Here is a 15,363-nt window from a genome sequence, read left to right as displayed (position 1 = left end):
CATGGGCCCGCCGATCAACTCGAACCGACCGACAGACAACCCGCCGAGGGAGTAGGAGAATGGCTCTACGCGTTGCGATCAATGGTTTTGGCCGGATCGGCCGGCTCGTGCTGCGGGCCGCCATGGAAGCCGAGCGCACGGACATCGAGTTTGTTGCGATCAACGACCTCGGCTCGGCCGAAGCCAACGCGCACCTGCTGAAGCACGATTCGGTCCACGGCCGCTACCCCGGCAAGGTCGAGGCGATGGAGACCGCGATCAAGGTCGACGGCCACGAGACGAAGGTGCTCAGCGAACGCGATCCGGCCAAGCTGCCCTGGGGCGATCTCGGCATCGACGTGGTGATGGAATGCACCGGCCGCTTCAACTCCAGGGAGGCCGCGAGCGCGCACCTGACGGCCGGCGCCAAGAAGGTGCTGGTCTCCGCGCCCTGCAGCGAAGCCGACCTGACCGTGGTCTACGGCATCAACCACGACCGGCTGACCGCGGACCACGACGTGGTCTCCAACGCCTCCTGCACGACCAACTGCCTGGTTCCGGTCGCCTGGGTGCTCGACCAGACCGTGGGCATCGAGCACGGCTTCATGACCACGATCCACGCCTTCACCGGCGACCAGCCGAGCGTCGACACCCTGCACAAGGACCTGCGCCGGGCTCGGGCCGCCTCGGTCTCGATGATCCCGACTTCGACCGGCGCCGCGCGGGCCGTGGGCCTGGTCTTGCCGGAGCTGAAAGGCAAGCTGGACGGCACCGCGATCCGGGTGCCGACGCCGAACGTCAGCCTGGTCGACCTCACCATCGAGGCGAAGAAGGAGACGACCGCCGAGGACGTCAACGCGGCCATGGTCGAGGCCGCGGAGAGCAATCGCCTCACGGGGATCCTGGCCGTCAACGACGCCCCCCTGGTGTCGAGCGACTTCAACCACAGCCCGGCCAGCTCGACCTTCGACCTGACCCAGACCCTGGTCCTGGACGGCACCTGCGTGCGCGTCCTGACCTGGTACGACAACGAGTGGGGCTTCTCCAACCGCATGAGCGACACCGCGGTCGCCCTCGGCAAGCTGATCTAACGCGGCATCTTCTGAAGCCGGGCCGGGCTTACACCACGAGATGCCCGGTCTTTTCGTAGAACAGGCAGCCGCCTTCGCTCGTCAGGGCGTGGCGGCTGCCGGCCGGGTAGCGGGCCCAGCTGCCGGCCCGGTAGCTGCGCTCGCCGTTCTCCAATTCGCCTTCGAGGACGAAGATCTCCTGGCCGCCCAGATAGACCTGGGAGTCGAGGATCGCGCCCGGCTCCAGTCGAAGCAGGCGGATGCGCTCCGGGTGCTTGGGCTCGCCGTAGAGGTCTAGGACCTCCAGCCCGGCAACCTCGCCGTCCCGCAAGTCGGTGGCCTTGCTGTCGATGGTGACCTGCCGCCGGTCGCTGCCCGGGTATTGGCGTAGCTTGACGAAAAGCACGCAGCCCTCCCGCGAGAAGGGCGCGTGGCTGAAGCCCTCGGGGTTGAGCAGGTAGGTGCCGGCCGGGTAATCGCCGCGCTCGTCGGAGAAGACTCCTTCGAGGACCAGGATCTCCTCGCCGTCCGGATGAGGGTGCTGAGCGAAGCGGCTGTCGGCGTCGTAGCGGACCACCGAGGTCACCCGCCCGGCCTCCAGCGGGCCGCTCAGGTCCAGGCGCTTGCGCCAGACGCTGGGACTGGGGCTCGCCTGCCATTCCATGTCGGCCGTGTGAACAACCGCGAGCTTGGACAGGTCGCCGTTGATCTCATGCTCGGACATGGCGGCGGATCCTCCTTGCATCGGCAAATAATAATGGGCCCGAACCGGGTTTCCTGCTGTATGTATGCAGCCCGGGATGAAAGAAAAGGCCGTGATCGTGCATTGTCTGGAAGACGCCCGGATCGCCCTCGCGGCGGCCGAGGCGGCGGGCTGTGGCGTGGTCCTGGCCTCGGCGCCCGGGGCCGCCGGCTACGCCGGAGTCCTGTGGTTCCGCGAGCTGCTGCGGGCGTCGCGGGCCGAGCGGCCGGGGGTCCCGGTCACCGGCCTGCTCGACTGCGGCGACAAGCCGGGCCTGGTGCTGGCCGCGCTCGACCAGGGCCTGCCGGCCCTGCGCTTCACCGGCTCGCGCAAGGCGGCGAAGCAGCTGGCCGAGATCTGTGAGCGCGAAGGGATCGAGCTGGTGACCGGGCGCCTCAAGGCGCTCGACCTTGCGGCCGAGGCGGCGCCCGATGTCGCCTGCAGGGCCTGGCTATCCGGGCCCTGATCTCCTATCTCAACAAGAGCACAGGAAAGCACCCGCGGAGGGCCTTCCGGCAATTGCCTGGCGGGAGCCGAACTGCTAGCTTCCGCGCGCTTTTCGAGAGCCGAGTTTTCCCGGATACAGACCCAATGAAGATCAATGGCAACGCAATCCGCCCCGGCAACGTCGTCGAGCACAAGGGCCGCCTGTGGCGGGCGGTGCGGATCCAGCACACCCAGCCCGGCAAGGGCGGCGCCTACCTGCAGGTCGAGCTCAGGGACATCCGCGACGGCACCAAGCTCAACGAGCGCTTCCGCTCCTCGGAATCTGTGGAGCGCGTGCGCCTCGACCAGAAGCCCTATCAGTACCTCTTCGCCGACGGCGAGATGCTCACCTTCATGGACAACGAGAGCTACGAGCAGATCACCCTGAACCAGGACCTGGTCGGCGAGCCGATGCGCTTTCTGCAGGACGGTATGGAGGTGACCATCGAATCCTACGAGGGCGAGCCGATCAGCGTCATGCTGCCCGACACCGTGGTGATGGAGATTTCCGAGGCCGATCCCGTGGTCAAGGGCCAGACCGCTTCCTCGTCCTACAAGCCGGCGGTTCTGGAGAACGGCACGCGGACTCTGGTCCCGCCGCACATCGAGGCCGGCACCCGGGTCGTGGTCAACACCGCGGACGGGTCCTACGTCGAACGCGCCAAGGACTAGACGCAGCCGATGCCCAGGCGATCGGCGGTCATCAACGTCATGGTCCGGGCCGCCGATCGGGCGGCGCGCGGCCTCAAACGGGACTTCGGCGAGGTGGAGAACCTGCAGGTCTCCCGCAAGGGGCCGTCGGACTTCGTCTCCGCGGCAGATCTGCGCGCCGAGGAAACGCTGCGCCAGGAGCTCGCCAAGGCACGCCCCGGCTTCGGCTTCCTGATGGAGGAATCCGGACGGCGCCACGACAACCCGGAGGCCGAACAGCGCTGGATCGTCGATCCGCTGGACGGGACGACCAACTTCTTGCATGGCCTGCCCCACTTCGCCGTCTCCATCGCCCTGGAAGAGCGCGGCGAGATCACCGCCGGCGTGGTCTACGACCCGATAAAGGAAGAGTTGTTCTGGGCCGAGAAGGGCGTCGGCGCCTACCTCGGCGATCAGCGGCTTCGGGTCTCGGGCCGCCGCGGCCTGAGCGACTGCCTGCTCGCCACCGGCATTCCCTTCCAGGGCCACGGCGACGCCGCCCGCTTCACCCGCGAACTGGCCGGGGCCATGGCGGCGACCGCGGGGGTCCGGCGCTGGGGAACGGCGTCCCTCGACCTCGCCTACATCGCCGCCGGCCGCTTCGACGGCTTTTGGGAGTGGGGCCTCTCGGCCTGGGACTTCGCGGCCGGCTGGCTGCTGGTGCGCGAGGCCGGTGGCTTCGTCACCGAGATGAACGGCCGCAGCCTCTCCCTGGACAGCGGCAGCCTGCTCGCCGCGAACGGCGAGCTGCATGCCGAGCTGATGAAGCTGCTCAAAAGCTGACGTCGGGAGGCTGTCGCCGCCGGGACTTGCCGCCGGCCGCCCTGCAGGATTAGGTTACGAATCAAGGATCTAAAGCGCAAGGAGCGCGGCCGGGGAAGATGCCGAAGCGTGCAGGACCGGGGAAAGGGCGGCCGGAGCGGGCCGGTGAAGGAGCCAGGAGGCGCGCCCCCGGCTCCGGCCGTTTCGCCCGAACCGCAAGAGCGCTTCTGCTCACGGTCCTGCTGTCGACGCCGGTCTCGCTGCCGGCCCTGGCCCAGGACGGCGGCGCTCCGGCCGAGCCGCCCGACGTCTACATCAACACCAGGCTTCTGGAGCGCCTCGAGAAGGACCCGCCGACCCCGGGTCCAAGCAGCCAACGGCAGCCACGCGCGCCGCTGCAGACGCCCCCGCCCTGGCAGTTGGAGAGCCGCCTCTACGTCGTGCCCCTTGGCCAGGTCGGGCCGGCCCAGCCGGCACAGGCGCCCCCGGCCCCGAGTGTCCTGACCTCGGAGCTCGAAGCGATCGAGGGCGCGCGCTCTCGCGGCCGCCCCAGCGAGCCGGCGGTGGTCAAGCCGCGCGATGTCGTCAAGCCGCGCGATGTCCCGCCGCGGCCTGCAAGGCCCGCTGTCAGTTCTGCACCGATCGCCCGTTCGGCCCTGATCGAAGACACGCCCCCGCCTGAAGCATCGGCTCCGATTGCCGAAGCGACCGCAGATGCCCCCCCGCCGGAGGCTGCGGACCTCGAGGTGCCGGCCCCGGCACCGCTGCCCCTGGAGGACCTCGGCGAAATCGAGGTTCCTGCCGTCCAGGCAGCTTTGCCAAAGGCCGCGCCCCCGGAGCCGCCGCCCACGGCCCTGCCGCCGCCGGCCGTCGAGGCGCCCGCCGACTCGGTCGGCGCCCAGCCCGCCCCGGCTGCGATCCTGAACGAGCTGGCCGAAGCCGCCGAGCCCCAGGCGCCGCGGCCCGGCAGGATCACCGCACCGCCGGTGCCGGAGCCGCCGGTCCCGCCCGCCGTCGCCGCGGAGACGACCGCCAAAGCCGTCCAGGCAACAAAGGCGCCTCCGGCCGCGCCCGCCCCCGATCCGGAAGAACGGCTCGGGGCCGTCGCTTCGAAGCCCGATGAGCCAAGGGTGGGCGAGCCACAGGTGGCGACCCGACCGCCGGCCGGTGTACCCCTGGAGGGACGGATCCTCTTCGAGGCCGGTTCGACGGAGCTCTCAGCCGAGGCGCGCGCCGTGCTGGACGGCCTGGCCGAACGCCTGCTCGCCGCCGAGGCCGAGGGCGTCGAGTTCCGCGCCTACGCGACCGGCCGGGACCCGCGGCGGATGTCCTTGAACCGAGGCCTGGTCGCCCGAGGCTATCTGGAGAGGCGGGGCGTCAAAGCCAAGAAGGTCTTTCTGCGACCCCTCGGGGACCAGTCGACCGACGGTCCGGCGGAGCGGATCGACTACGAACTCGTGTCCCAATAGACCCGCTTCGGCGCCAGTCTATCCAGGCGATGGGCTGGTGCTGCCGCGGGAAGGCGCCACAGTTCTGCCGCACTGCGTCGGCAGGCTGACGCCTTGTGAACAAGGGAAGGGGCTTGAAGTTTCTGGAGGCCTTTCCTCGGACCGAATCTGCTATCCTTTCCTTGGCGCCGAGTCGTCGGGCGCGCCATCGTCTATTGCCGTGCCTTCTCGCGGCACCGGCCGTCGCCTCAGGGATCTCCGGCGCCGAACCCATCTGGAAGCTGCCAAAGCCTGAAAAGACATGATCACTCGGCCCTACCGCTACCTTACCCGAATGGCGATCTTCTTGCTGGTGGTGGGCGCCATCTGCGCGGTTCTCTACCCCCGCCTCCAGGAAGCCTTCAGCGCGAATGCCGTGCTTAACGGGGTGATCCTGGGCGTCCTGCTGTTCGGCATCGGCTACAGCCTCCGGCAGGTCATTGCGCTGAACCCTGAGGTCAACTGGCTGCAACGCCTGATCCGCGAGAAGAGCGGCAGCCTGGTCATGCCGGGCGCGGCCAGCGATGAGCGGCCGCCCAAGCTGCTCGGCCCCATGGTCACCATGATGGGCGAGCGCACCGGGCGGATCCGGCTTTCGGCGCTGTCCATGCGCTCGCTGCTCGACGGCATCCAGAGCCGGATCAGCGAATCCCACGACATGTCCCGCTACTTGATCGGCCTGCTGATCTTCCTGGGCCTGCTGGGCACCTTCTGGGGGCTGCTGGAGACCGTTGGCGCGGTCGGTGCGACGATCTCAGGCCTCAGCGGCGGCACCGGTGACGCCACGGCGATGTTCGACCAGTTGAAGCAGGGCCTGGAGACCCCTTTGTCCGGCATGGGCACGGCGTTCAGCTCCTCGCTCTTCGGGCTCGCCGGCTCGCTGATCCTGGGATTCCTCGAGCTGCAGGCCGCCCAGGCTCACAACCGCTTCGTCAACGAGCTTGAGGAGTGGCTCTCCGAGGTCACGCGTCTGACCGGCGGCGGACCCCTGGCCGACGGCGACCAGCCGGTGCCGGCCTTTATCCAGGCGCTGCTCGAGCAGACCGCCGACAGCCTGGATTCGCTCCAGCGGACCATGGCCAAGTCCGAGGAGAGCCGGCTCAACATGGACCACAGCCTCGAGGTCCTGGCCGAGCGCCTGGGCACCCTGACCGACCAGCTGCGCAGCGAGCAGTCGATCCTGACCCGCCTGGCCGAGAGCCAGGCCCAGCTGCGCCCAGTGCTGTCCCAGCTGGCCGAGGTCAACGGCACGCGGGTCGGCGGCCTGGACGACGCCAGCCGCGACCACCTGCGCAACCTCGATCATCACATGGGCCGCCTCGTGCAGGAAGCCGCCAGCGGCCGCAACAAGGCGGTCGAGGAGATCCGCAGCGAGATTCGCCTCCTGGCCCGCACCATCGCCGCCCTGGCCGAGGACACGGAGGCCCGCTAGGCGATGTTCGCGCTGGAACGCCGGGGCCGCCAGCGGTCGGTCAACATCTGGCCCGGCTTTGTCGACGCGCTCTCCACCCTGCTTCTGGTGGTGATCTTCGTCCTCATGGTCTTCATGATCGCACAGTACTTCCTGTCGACCGCCCTCTCGGGCCGCGACGCCGCCCTGGAGCGGCTGCAACGCCAGGTCGCCGAGCTGGGCGAGCTGCTGGCCCTGGAACGGGCCGAGAGCTTCCGGCTGCAGAGCGACTTCAACGAGGTCTCCGAGGAGCTGAACACCTCTCTGACCGCGCGCGAGAGCCTCAGCAGCCAGCTCTCCGGTCTGACCGAGGAGCGCGACCGGCTGAAAGACCAGCTCTCGCTCCTGACCCGGGAGCGCGACGACCTCTCGGCCCGGCTCGACGAGGCGGTCTCCTCGAGCTCCCAGGTCAGCGGGCAGCTGGAAGACGCCTACAAGACCATCGAGGCCGACAAGGAGAAGATCGAGGCGCAGCTTGCCGAGCTGGCGATCCTTAAGAGCCTGAGGGACGACCTGCGCGCGCAGCTGGCGGCGTCCCAGGGCGAGCTGGATTCGGCCGCGGAAGAGAAGGAGAGGCTGGCCGGCCGCCTGTCCGAGCAGGAGAGCCTGACCGAGGAGGCCCAGGTGGCGGCCGAGCTGCTCAACCGGCAGATCCTGGCACTACGCCAGCAGCTGTCCCAGCTCAGCGAGGCGCTGGATCTGAGCGAAGCCAAGAACAAGGAGCAGGAGGTGCAGATCGCCGATCTCGGCCGCCGGCTCAACGTCGCCCTGGCGACCAAGGTCCAGGAGCTTGCGCGCTACCGCTCGGAGTTCTTCGGCCGGCTGCGCCAGGTCCTGGGGGAGCGGCCGGATATCCAGGTGGTCGGCGACCGATTCGTCTTCCAGTCGGAGATTCTTTTCGGGTCGGGCTCGGCCGCGCTCGGCTCGGGCGGCAGGGTCCAGATGGCGCGCCTGGCCAACACCCTTAACGAGATCGCCCGCGAGATCCCGGACGAGATCGATTGGGTGCTGCGGGTCGACGGCCACACCGACCGGCGCCCGATATCGACCGCGGAGTTCCCCTCGAACTGGGAGCTGTCGACCGCCCGTGCGATCTCCGTCGTGCGCTTCCTCATCGGCGAGGGCGTGCCGGCACGGCGCCTGGCCGCCACCGGCTTCGGCGAGTTCCAGCCGATCGACAGCGGCAGCGACGAAGTCGCCTTCCGCCGCAACCGCCGCATCGAGCTGAAGTTCACCCAGCGTTAGCGAAGGCTCCGTTCCAGCGATCGCAGGCTGCTCTTGCGAGACTCCTTCGCTCCTGTCGGGTTAGGCTCCCCTACCCCCTGGGCGGCCGGTCTACGGTCAGCCTTCGTCGTGGACCGGACCTCGCCAGACACGGGAACTCCTTAGATGCGCAGAAGCCACACGACACCGGCTGGCAGCCTTGATCGCCTGAGCCTCGAGTCTTCGGTCCTGAAGTCGAACCTGCTCGGCGATCCCAGTAGGCGCGATGTCGTGGTCTACCTCCCCAATGGACACGACGGCCGGGACCTGCCGCTTCTGGTCGATCTGGTCGGCTTCACCGCAAGCGGGCCGTCGCACGTCAACTGGAGGAACTTCGGGGAGAACCTGCCGGAGCGTCTGGATCGCCTGATCGCCGAAGGCGAGATGCCCCCGGTCGCCGTCGCCTTTCCCGACTGCTTCACCCGCCTCGGCGGCAACCAGTACATCGACTCCGAGGCCATGGGGCACTGGGAGACCTTCCTGATCGAGGAGATGCTGCCGGCCATCGAGGGGCGCTTCGGCTGCGGCGGAACCGGCCGGCGCGGCGTCTTCGGCAAATCCTCCGGCGGCTATGGGGCCATCGTACACGCCATGCGCCATGCCGACTGCTGGGCCGCCGCGGCCTGCCATTCCGGAGACATGGCCTTCGAGCTCTGTTACCTGCCGGAGATGCCGACCCTTTTGCGGGCGCTCGCCAAGAAGGACGGGTCGATCGAGAAGTTCGTCACCGACTTCGAGGCCGGGCCGAAGTGGAACGGCAAGGACATCCACAACCTCATGACCCTCGCGATGGCGGCGACCTACGACCCGGACCCGGAGGCCTTCTGCGGGATTCGCCTGCCGGTCGATCCCGAGACTTGCGAGATCATCGAGGAGCGCTGGGCCGCGTGGCGGCGCTGGGACCCCGTCGTCCTGGCGGAACGCCACGCCGAGGACCTTAAGGCGCTGAAGGCGCTCTGGATCGACTGCGGCAGGGTCGACCAATACAATCTCGTCTACGGTGCCCGCCGACTGCACCGAAAGCTCGTCGCGGCCGGCGTCGATCACGTCTACGAGGAGTTCGACGACAACCACTCGTCGGTCGACTACCGCATGGACGCGAGCCTGCCGTTCCTTGCCAAGGCCTTGTCGTGAGGCGGCCTCCGAAGATGGCGAAGCGCCGAGACCACTACCCCGTCGCCGCCTCGTTCCGGGCGCCGTCGCCGCGCAGCAGTTCCGCGTCTTCGAACTGCAGGGCGGCGAGGCGGGCGTAGAGGCCGTCGCGGCGCACCAGTTCGGCGTGGCGGCCGCTCTCGACGATCCGGCCCTGGTCGAGGACCAAAATCCGGTCGGCCTTGAGCACGGTCGCCAGGCGATGGGCGATGACCAGGGTCGTGCGGTTCGTCATCAGCTGGTCCAGCGCCTGCTGCACGTTGCGCTCGCTCTCGGCGTCCAGGGCGCTGGTCGCCTCGTCCAGCAGCAGCACCGCCGGATCGCGGAGCACGGCCCGGGCCAGGGCGATACGCTGGCGCTGGCCGCCGGACAGCCGCACGCCCCGTTCGCCCAGGTCGGTATCGAAGCCCTGGGCCAGCTCGTCGATGAAGCTCAGGGCGTTGGCCGCCTCGGCCGCCGCCCGGACCTCGGCCTCGGAAGCCTCGGGCCGGCCGTAGCGGATGTTGTCCAGGACGCTGGCGGAGAACAGCACCGGCTCCTGGGGCACCAGGCCGATGCGCGCGCGCAGCGCCGCGGGCTCGGCCTCGCGCAGGTCGACGCCGTCGAGCAGGACCGCCCCCTCCTGAGGATCGTAGAAGCGCAGCAGCAGCTGGAAGACGGTCGTCTTGCCGGCGCCGGAGGGCCCGACCAGGGCGACCTTCTCGCCCGGCTGGATCTCGGCGTCGAAGCCGTGCAGCGCCGCCTGTTCGGGCCGCGCCGGGTAGCGGAACTCCACGTTGCGGAAGGCGACCGCGCCGCACGCCGGATGCGGCAGCGGCAGCGGCCGTTCCGGCGCCGCGATTTCCGGTCGGGTCGACAGCAGCTCCAGCAGGCGCTCGGTGGCGCCGGCCGCCCGCTGGAGGTCGCCGATGACCTCGCTCAGGGCGCTGATCGACCCGGCGACCACGACGGCGTAGAAGACGAAGGCCGAGAGCTCGCCGCCGGAGATGCGTCCGGAAAGGACGTCATGCCCGCCGATCCAGAGGATCACGCTGATCGCTCCGAAGGCGAAGATGATCACCGCGGCGGTCAGCAGGGCTCGCGCCCGAATCCGCGCGATCGCCGCACGGAAGGTCTCCTCGACCCGGCCGGCGAAGCTCCTGCGGTCCTCCGGCTCGTGGCCGAAGGCCTGGACGGTGCGAATCTCGCCGATCGACTCGTTGATGTAGACGCCGACGTCGGCGACCCGGTCCTGGGTGATCCGGCTGAGGCGGCGGACCTTCCGGCCGTAGATCAGGATCGGCAGCAGGATCAGCGGCACCACCAGGAAGACCAGACCGGTCAGCTTGGGGCTGGTCACGATCAGCAGGACCGTGCCGCCGACCAGCAGCAGGGCGTTGCGGATCGCGATCGATACCGTGGAATCGACGACCACCTGCAGGACCGTGGTGTCGGTGGTCAGGCGCGAGATCACCTCGCCCGTGCGCGTCATCTCGAAGTAGGAGGGCGGCAGGGTGATGACATGGTCGAAGACCTCCATGCGGATGTCGGCGACCACCCGCTCGCCGATCCAGGAGACCAGGTAGAAGCGGGCGAAGCTGGAGGCGGCGAGCACCAGGGTGACGCCGAAGAGCACGAAGACCGCCTGGTCCAGCAGCGCCGCGTTGCCGCTGGCGAAGCCGTCGTCGACCAGGCGGCGCAGGCCGACACCCATGGCCAGGACCGTGCCGGCCGCGATCACCAGGGCGACGAAGGCGCCGGCGAGCTGCCAGGGATAGCGGCGGACATAGCGCCAGAGATGGCCGAGCTCGGCCAGGCGCCGGCTCCGCGGCCGCTCCTCCGTCTTGCCGGCCTTGGCGGCACCCCTCATCCGGCCGCGCCCAGCGGTCGGCCGGCGGTCTTGGAGCGCTGTCGGTCGGTCTTTGCCTGCATGGTCCTTCCGGGCTCGAAAAACGGCAGCTATCCCTAGCCCAAGGCCCGCCACCCGGCAACCTCGAGACCGCCGATGATTCCGCGAAACCACAAGGCCATGGGCCGCCCAGAAAGCCGCGCGGCAGTCCTTGCCAAGCGCTGCCGGCTCAGGTATACACCCGCCGCTGCGAAAGGAGCAGGACGATGAAGGACGGAATCCATCCCGAATACCACGAGATCACGGTCATCATGACCGATGGCTCCACCTTCACCACCCGGTCGACCTACGGAAAGGCCGGGGACAGCCTGCGCCTGGACATCGACCCCAAGACCCATCCGGCTTGGACCGGCGTCCATCGCCTGGTCGACACCGGCGGCCAGCTGGCCAAATTCAACAAGCGCTTCCAGGGCCTGGGCCTCAAAGGCGACAAGTAGCCCGGGCCGCCGCTCCGCGGCCCTCACCCGTTCATCATGGAATCCAGACGCGCCACGCGGGCGTAGAGTTCGCCCGTGCGCCGCTGCAGATCGGCGAGCACCGGCGGCAGGCCGGCATCCTTGAGCTCACGATCCGGATTGCAGACCGCCTGACCGCCGAGCCGGCGGTGCTTCGCCCTGGCCTCCTCCCGACTCAGCTCGCCCGCGTGAACCGCCTTTTGAACGAGGAACCAAGCGATCACCTGGGTCAGGCGGGCGGTCATGCGAAGGCATTCGCAGCTGCCGTAGAGGCGGGCATGGTAGTCCTCGGGCTCGGGCCGGCCCTCGCCGCCCTTGGCCGCGATGCGATCCCGGAGCTCGCAGGCCAGGCCCAGGGCTTCCTCGTAGGTGCTGTCGAAGAACGCCACCACTGTCTGCTGATCGGGCAAAACAAAACCTCAATCAAAATCTCTGAATTTTAGATCTAATACTTAGGGTCTCATAAAAAATACCACAAATATGCGACCGGTTGATTAGCATTTTCTTGATATCTAGACCATCGACCCGGAACCTCTTGAAAAACAAGCAACGCCTCCTCACTTGAGAGAGGTTCCTGGAGAACGCCTCGTGGAGGGTCTCCGACGGAATGAGCATGGATCGGTCCGGCCGAAAACGGCGGGCCACCCTTAACCATATCGCTCAAGGAGGATGTGGCGATGCATAGTTTTGACCTGACACCCCTTTTCCGTTCCACCGTCGGCTTCGACCGCATGGCCAGGCTGCTCGACAGCGCGACCCGGGTTGACGACCAAGCCGTTTCCTACCCGCCTTACAACATTGAGAAGCTGGGCGAGGATGATTACCGCATCTCCATGGCGGTTGCCGGCTTCGGTGAGGACGCTCTTGATGTGACGGTCCGCGACGGCATCCTGGTCGTCTCCGGCAAGGCCGAGAAGCGGGACGCGGAGCAGAAGTTCCTGCACCGCGGGATCGCCCGCCGGGCCTTCGAGCGCCGCTTCGATCTTGCCGACCACATCCAGGTCACCGGGGCGCGGCTCGAGAACGGTCTCCTGCACATCGACCTGGTGCGCGAGGTGCCCGAGGCCATGAAGCCCAGGCAGATCGCGATCAAGACCGCCGGTGGCAAGACCAAGTCCATCGAGCAGAAGGCCGCCTGACCGCGGCCAGATCTTCGGGGGTCCGGCCGGTCTCCGGCCGGGCCCTTTTCAAGCGGACAACAACCGAGTGACGGCCCCGTCGCGGCGGGCCGGAGGAGGAGAAGTTGCGCCGACGGTCGCGGCACCGTCTGCTATGACACGCGCGGCGCGCAGGCTTTTGCAACTGGGGGAGACAAAGAATGGCATGGCGGCACGCGAGCCGACTCCTGGCGGTCCTTTTGCTCGGGCTTTCGCTCAGCGCCTGCGGCGTCAACGAGCTCCCGACACGCGATGAAGCCGCCAAGGCGGCCTGGGCCGAGGTCGAGAATCAGTACAAGCGCCGTGCCGACCTGATCCCCAACCTCGTCGAGACCGTCAAGGGCTTCGCCGGCCAGGAACGCGACGTGCTGACCGCCGTGGTCGAGGCGCGCGCCAAGGTCGCGCAGATGACCATTCCCAAGGACATCATCGAGAACCCGGAGGCCTTCCGGAAGTTCGAGGCCAACCAGGGCGCGCTGAGCCAGGCCCTGGCCCGGCTCCTGGTCGTGGTCGAACGCTATCCGACCTTGACCTCGAACCAGAACTTCCTGGCCCTGCAGTCGAGCCTCGAAGGCAGCGAGAACCGCATCGCCGTCGCGCGCCGCGACTACATCCAGGCGGTTCAGGCCTTCAACACCGAGCTGCGGACCTTTCCAGGCCGGATCTGGGCGGCGATCCTCTACAGCGACCTCAAGCTGAAGGAGACCTTCAGCGCCCCGGAGGGCTCCAGCGAGCCGCCCGAGGTTTCCTTCCAATGATCGGCAAGGTGATTTACTCCGGTTCCCGACTGCTGCCGCCGCTTGTCTTGCTGGCCGCTGTGCCGGCCTCGGCAGCGCCCGAGTTCCCGGCCCTAACCGGACGGGTCGTCGACGGGGCCGACCTCCTGTCGGCCGCGGCCGAGGCGCGCCTGGTGCAGCAACTCGAAGCCCACGAGACGCAGACCTCGAACCAGGTGGTCGTGGTCACCCTGCCCTCGCTCCAGGGCTATACGATCGAGCGCTTCGGGGTCGAGCTGGGCCGGCACTGGCAGATCGGCCAGGCCGGGCGCGACAACGGCGCCCTGCTGATCGTGGCCCCGAAGGAGCGCAAGCTCCGCATCGAGGTCGGCTACGGCCTGGAGGGCGACCTGACCGACATCCTGTCCCGTTCGATCATCGAGTACGAGATCACGCCCCGCTTCAAGCGCGGCGACTTCGAGGCCGGCATCGAGGCCGGGGTTGACGCCATGCTCCTGGCCATCCAGGGCAGCTACAGGGCGCCGACACACAAGGCTCCGAGAACTGCCAATCCCGACGGCTTTATTGTAGTTGTGGCTCTCAGCGGTTTTCTTTTTGTGTTTTTGCTTCTGTTCTTCATGAACTACAAATATAGAGCCACCGCAGGGCAAGGGCGCCGCAAGAGACACGTCGATGACGACGGCCAAGTCTGGACCTATGACGGCGACCGTCGCCGGGGCAGCCGTAGCTGGGGCGGTCGGGGCTTCGGCAGTGGGGGCTCTAGCGGCGGCGGCGGCTTCGGCGGCGGCGGCGGCAGTTTCGGAGGCGGCGGGTCATCGGGAAGTTGGTGAGCATGGAATTCATAAAGGACGAAGACAAAGCGCGGATCGCCCGGGCCATCCAGGAGGCGGAAAGCCGCACGGCCGGGGAGATCGTGACCATCATCGCCCGGGAGGCGGACGACTACCCCTTCCTGCCCCTGCTCTGGGCGGCCGGCACCGCCCTTCTGACCCCCCTGCCCCTGGTGCTGCTGGACCTGCCGCTCACCGCTCTGCAGATCTACGAGATCCAGATCGTCGTTTTCCTGGGCCTCGGCCTGTTGACCCGCTGGCAGCCGATCAAGATGCGTCTGATCCCCCGGGCCTTGAAGCGGCAGCGGGCCGGTCGCCTGGCGCGGGCGCAATTCGTCGAGCAGGGCCTGCATCACACCGAGGGCCGCTCGGGCATCATGATCTTCGTGTCGGTGGCCGAGCGTTACGTCGAGATTATGGCCGACCAGGGGATTAACGACCGGGTCCCGCCCGGATCCTGGGACGGCATCGTCCGCGACTTCGTGGCCAAGGTCCGGGCCAAGCAGACTGCCGAGGCCTTCCTGAACGCCGTCGAGCGCTGCGGCGCCCTGCTGGCCGAGCACTTCCCGGCGGAGCCGCGCAATCCGGACGAGCTGCCCAACCACCTGGTCGAGCTGTAGAGGCGACTCGGAATCCACCCTCCCACTTCGACAGGCTCGGTGTGAAGGTGGACAGCGAGCTGGCAGCCTCCTTCATCCGCGCGAAGCGCTGGGCGGCGCCCCTTGTCGAAGGGTGAGCCCACCGGGGCCCTTGGGCCCAACTCGGCAGATCGCTATCCGGCGACCAGCCGTGCCAGGGCTGCGCGGATCGGTTCCGGGATCTCGGTCGGGCGCATCCCGGCCCGCTCGACGAAGACGTGGACGAAGTGCCCGCTCGCGGCTGCCGTGTCGGCCCCCGCCTTGAACAGGCCGATCTCGTAGCGCACCGCCCGGTTGCGCAGCTCGCCGACCCGCAGCCCGGCCTCGACCGGTTCGGGGAAGACGAAGGAATCCCGGAAGCGGCAGGCGGACTCGGCGCAGACCCCGATCACCGCCGCGTCGTGGATGTCGAGCCCGCCCTCGCGGATCAGGTACTCGTTGATGACCGTGTCGAAGTAGGAATAGTAGACCACGTTGTTGACGTGGCCGTAGATGTCGTTGTCCATCCAGCGGGTCGGGATGGTCAGGAAGTGGGGATAGCCGGCGCGGGCTTCGGCGGAGCTGTCGATCATTCAGG

17 protein-coding genes are annotated in these 15,363 nt (G+C 68.3%); 13 read left to right on the top strand and 4 right to left on the bottom strand.

From position 1 onward, the window contains the following. Positions 1 to 59 precede the first annotated feature (59 nt). Complete coding sequence (gene gap / locus QNJ30_03505; protein MDJ0942500.1) at positions 60 to 1,070, top strand: type I glyceraldehyde-3-phosphate dehydrogenase; 1,011 nt, start codon at positions 60 to 62, stop codon at positions 1,068 to 1,070. A gap of 28 nt (positions 1,071 to 1,098) precedes the next feature. Here the strand turns inward: gap and QNJ30_03500 are convergent, their stop codons facing one another. After that, positions 1,099 to 1,773, bottom strand: a complete 675-nt coding sequence (locus tag QNJ30_03500; protein MDJ0942499.1) for a cupin domain-containing protein — start codon at positions 1,771 to 1,773, stop codon at positions 1,099 to 1,101. 76 nt (positions 1,774 to 1,849) lie between these two features. Between QNJ30_03500 and QNJ30_03495 the strand changes: the two genes are divergently transcribed. The 7 genes from QNJ30_03495 to QNJ30_03465 all read left to right on the top strand — a co-directional run bounded on the left by QNJ30_03495 (position 1,850) and on the right by QNJ30_03465 (position 9,063). Beyond that, positions 1,850 to 2,257: a hypothetical protein gene (locus QNJ30_03495; GenBank protein ID MDJ0942498.1), complete on the top strand. Its 408-nt coding sequence runs from the start codon at positions 1,850 to 1,852 to the stop codon at positions 2,255 to 2,257. A gap of 125 nt (positions 2,258 to 2,382) precedes the next feature. Then, on the top strand, positions 2,383 to 2,949 hold the full coding sequence (gene efp, locus QNJ30_03490; protein MDJ0942497.1) for an elongation factor P: 567 nt from the start codon (positions 2,383 to 2,385) through the stop codon (positions 2,947 to 2,949). Positions 2,950 to 2,958: 9 nt separating this feature from the next. Continuing rightward, a complete protein-coding gene (locus QNJ30_03485; protein MDJ0942496.1) occupies positions 2,959 to 3,750 on the top strand; it encodes an inositol monophosphatase family protein in 792 nt (263 codons plus the stop codon). 98 nt (positions 3,751 to 3,848) lie between these two features. Then, the gene (locus QNJ30_03480) at positions 3,849 to 5,198 is read left to right on the top strand and encodes a hypothetical protein (GenBank protein ID MDJ0942495.1); all 1,350 of its coding nucleotides are present in this window, start codon (positions 3,849 to 3,851) and stop codon (positions 5,196 to 5,198) included. Between the two features lie 313 nt (positions 5,199 to 5,511). Continuing rightward, complete coding sequence (locus QNJ30_03475) at positions 5,512 to 6,648, top strand: flagellar motor protein MotA (protein MDJ0942494.1); 1,137 nt, start codon at positions 5,512 to 5,514, stop codon at positions 6,646 to 6,648. A gap of 3 nt (positions 6,649 to 6,651) precedes the next feature. Then, positions 6,652 to 7,911 (top strand): peptidoglycan -binding protein, encoded by a 1,260-nt coding sequence (locus QNJ30_03470; protein MDJ0942493.1) that lies wholly within the window; start codon positions 6,652 to 6,654, stop codon positions 7,909 to 7,911. 144 nt (positions 7,912 to 8,055) lie between these two features. Continuing rightward, positions 8,056 to 9,063, top strand: a complete 1,008-nt coding sequence (locus QNJ30_03465) for an alpha/beta hydrolase-fold protein (protein ID MDJ0942492.1) — start codon at positions 8,056 to 8,058, stop codon at positions 9,061 to 9,063. A 34-nt stretch (positions 9,064 to 9,097) separates the two neighbouring features. On the opposite strand, the gene QNJ30_03460 is transcribed toward QNJ30_03465, so the two are convergent. Further along, positions 9,098 to 10,930, bottom strand: a complete 1,833-nt coding sequence (locus tag QNJ30_03460; protein ID MDJ0942491.1) for an ABC transporter transmembrane domain-containing protein — start codon at positions 10,928 to 10,930, stop codon at positions 9,098 to 9,100. Positions 10,931 to 11,175: 245 nt separating this feature from the next. On the opposite strand from QNJ30_03460, the gene rpmE reads away from it, so the two are divergent. Continuing rightward, the gene (rpmE, locus tag QNJ30_03455; GenBank protein ID MDJ0942490.1) at positions 11,176 to 11,406 is read left to right on the top strand and encodes a 50S ribosomal protein L31; all 231 of its coding nucleotides are present in this window, start codon (positions 11,176 to 11,178) and stop codon (positions 11,404 to 11,406) included. A gap of 23 nt (positions 11,407 to 11,429) precedes the next feature. Here rpmE and QNJ30_03450 read toward each other — a convergent pair whose 3' ends face one another. Then, positions 11,430 to 11,813 (bottom strand): DUF1465 family protein, encoded by a 384-nt coding sequence (locus tag QNJ30_03450; GenBank protein MDJ0942489.1) that lies wholly within the window; start codon positions 11,811 to 11,813, stop codon positions 11,430 to 11,432. A 288-nt stretch (positions 11,814 to 12,101) separates the two neighbouring features. Here QNJ30_03450 and QNJ30_03445 point away from each other — a divergent pair, with 288 nt between their 5' ends. The 4 genes from QNJ30_03445 (at position 12,102) to QNJ30_03430 (ending at position 14,768) form a co-directional block, all read left to right on the top strand. After that, positions 12,102 to 12,563, top strand: a complete 462-nt coding sequence (locus QNJ30_03445; protein ID MDJ0942488.1) for an Hsp20 family protein — start codon at positions 12,102 to 12,104, stop codon at positions 12,561 to 12,563. Between the two features lie 179 nt (positions 12,564 to 12,742). Continuing rightward, positions 12,743 to 13,339, top strand: a complete 597-nt coding sequence (locus QNJ30_03440; GenBank protein ID MDJ0942487.1) for a LemA family protein — start codon at positions 12,743 to 12,745, stop codon at positions 13,337 to 13,339. After that, a complete protein-coding gene (locus tag QNJ30_03435) occupies positions 13,336 to 14,148 on the top strand; it encodes a TPM domain-containing protein (GenBank protein ID MDJ0942486.1) in 813 nt (270 codons plus the stop codon). Before QNJ30_03440 ends, QNJ30_03435 begins: the two co-directional genes overlap by 4 nt. 2 nt (positions 14,149 to 14,150) lie before the next feature. Continuing rightward, entirely contained in the window at positions 14,151 to 14,768 is a 618-nt protein-coding gene (locus QNJ30_03430; GenBank protein ID MDJ0942485.1) for a TPM domain-containing protein, read from the top strand. 152 nt (positions 14,769 to 14,920) lie between these two features. Here the strand turns inward: QNJ30_03430 and QNJ30_03425 are convergent, their stop codons facing one another. Then, the gene (locus QNJ30_03425) at positions 14,921 to 15,358 is read right to left on the bottom strand and encodes a thioesterase family protein (GenBank protein ID MDJ0942484.1); all 438 of its coding nucleotides are present in this window, start codon (positions 15,356 to 15,358) and stop codon (positions 14,921 to 14,923) included. Between the last annotated feature and the right edge of the window lie 5 nt (positions 15,359 to 15,363).

The sequence above is a fragment of the Kiloniellales bacterium genome (assembly GCA_030066685.1).
Taxonomy (GTDB): Bacteria; Pseudomonadota; Alphaproteobacteria; order Kiloniellales; family JAKSBE01; genus JAKSBE01.
The sequence above is the reverse complement of the archived record's forward strand: the minus strand, read 5'-3'. Positions and strand labels throughout refer to the sequence as shown.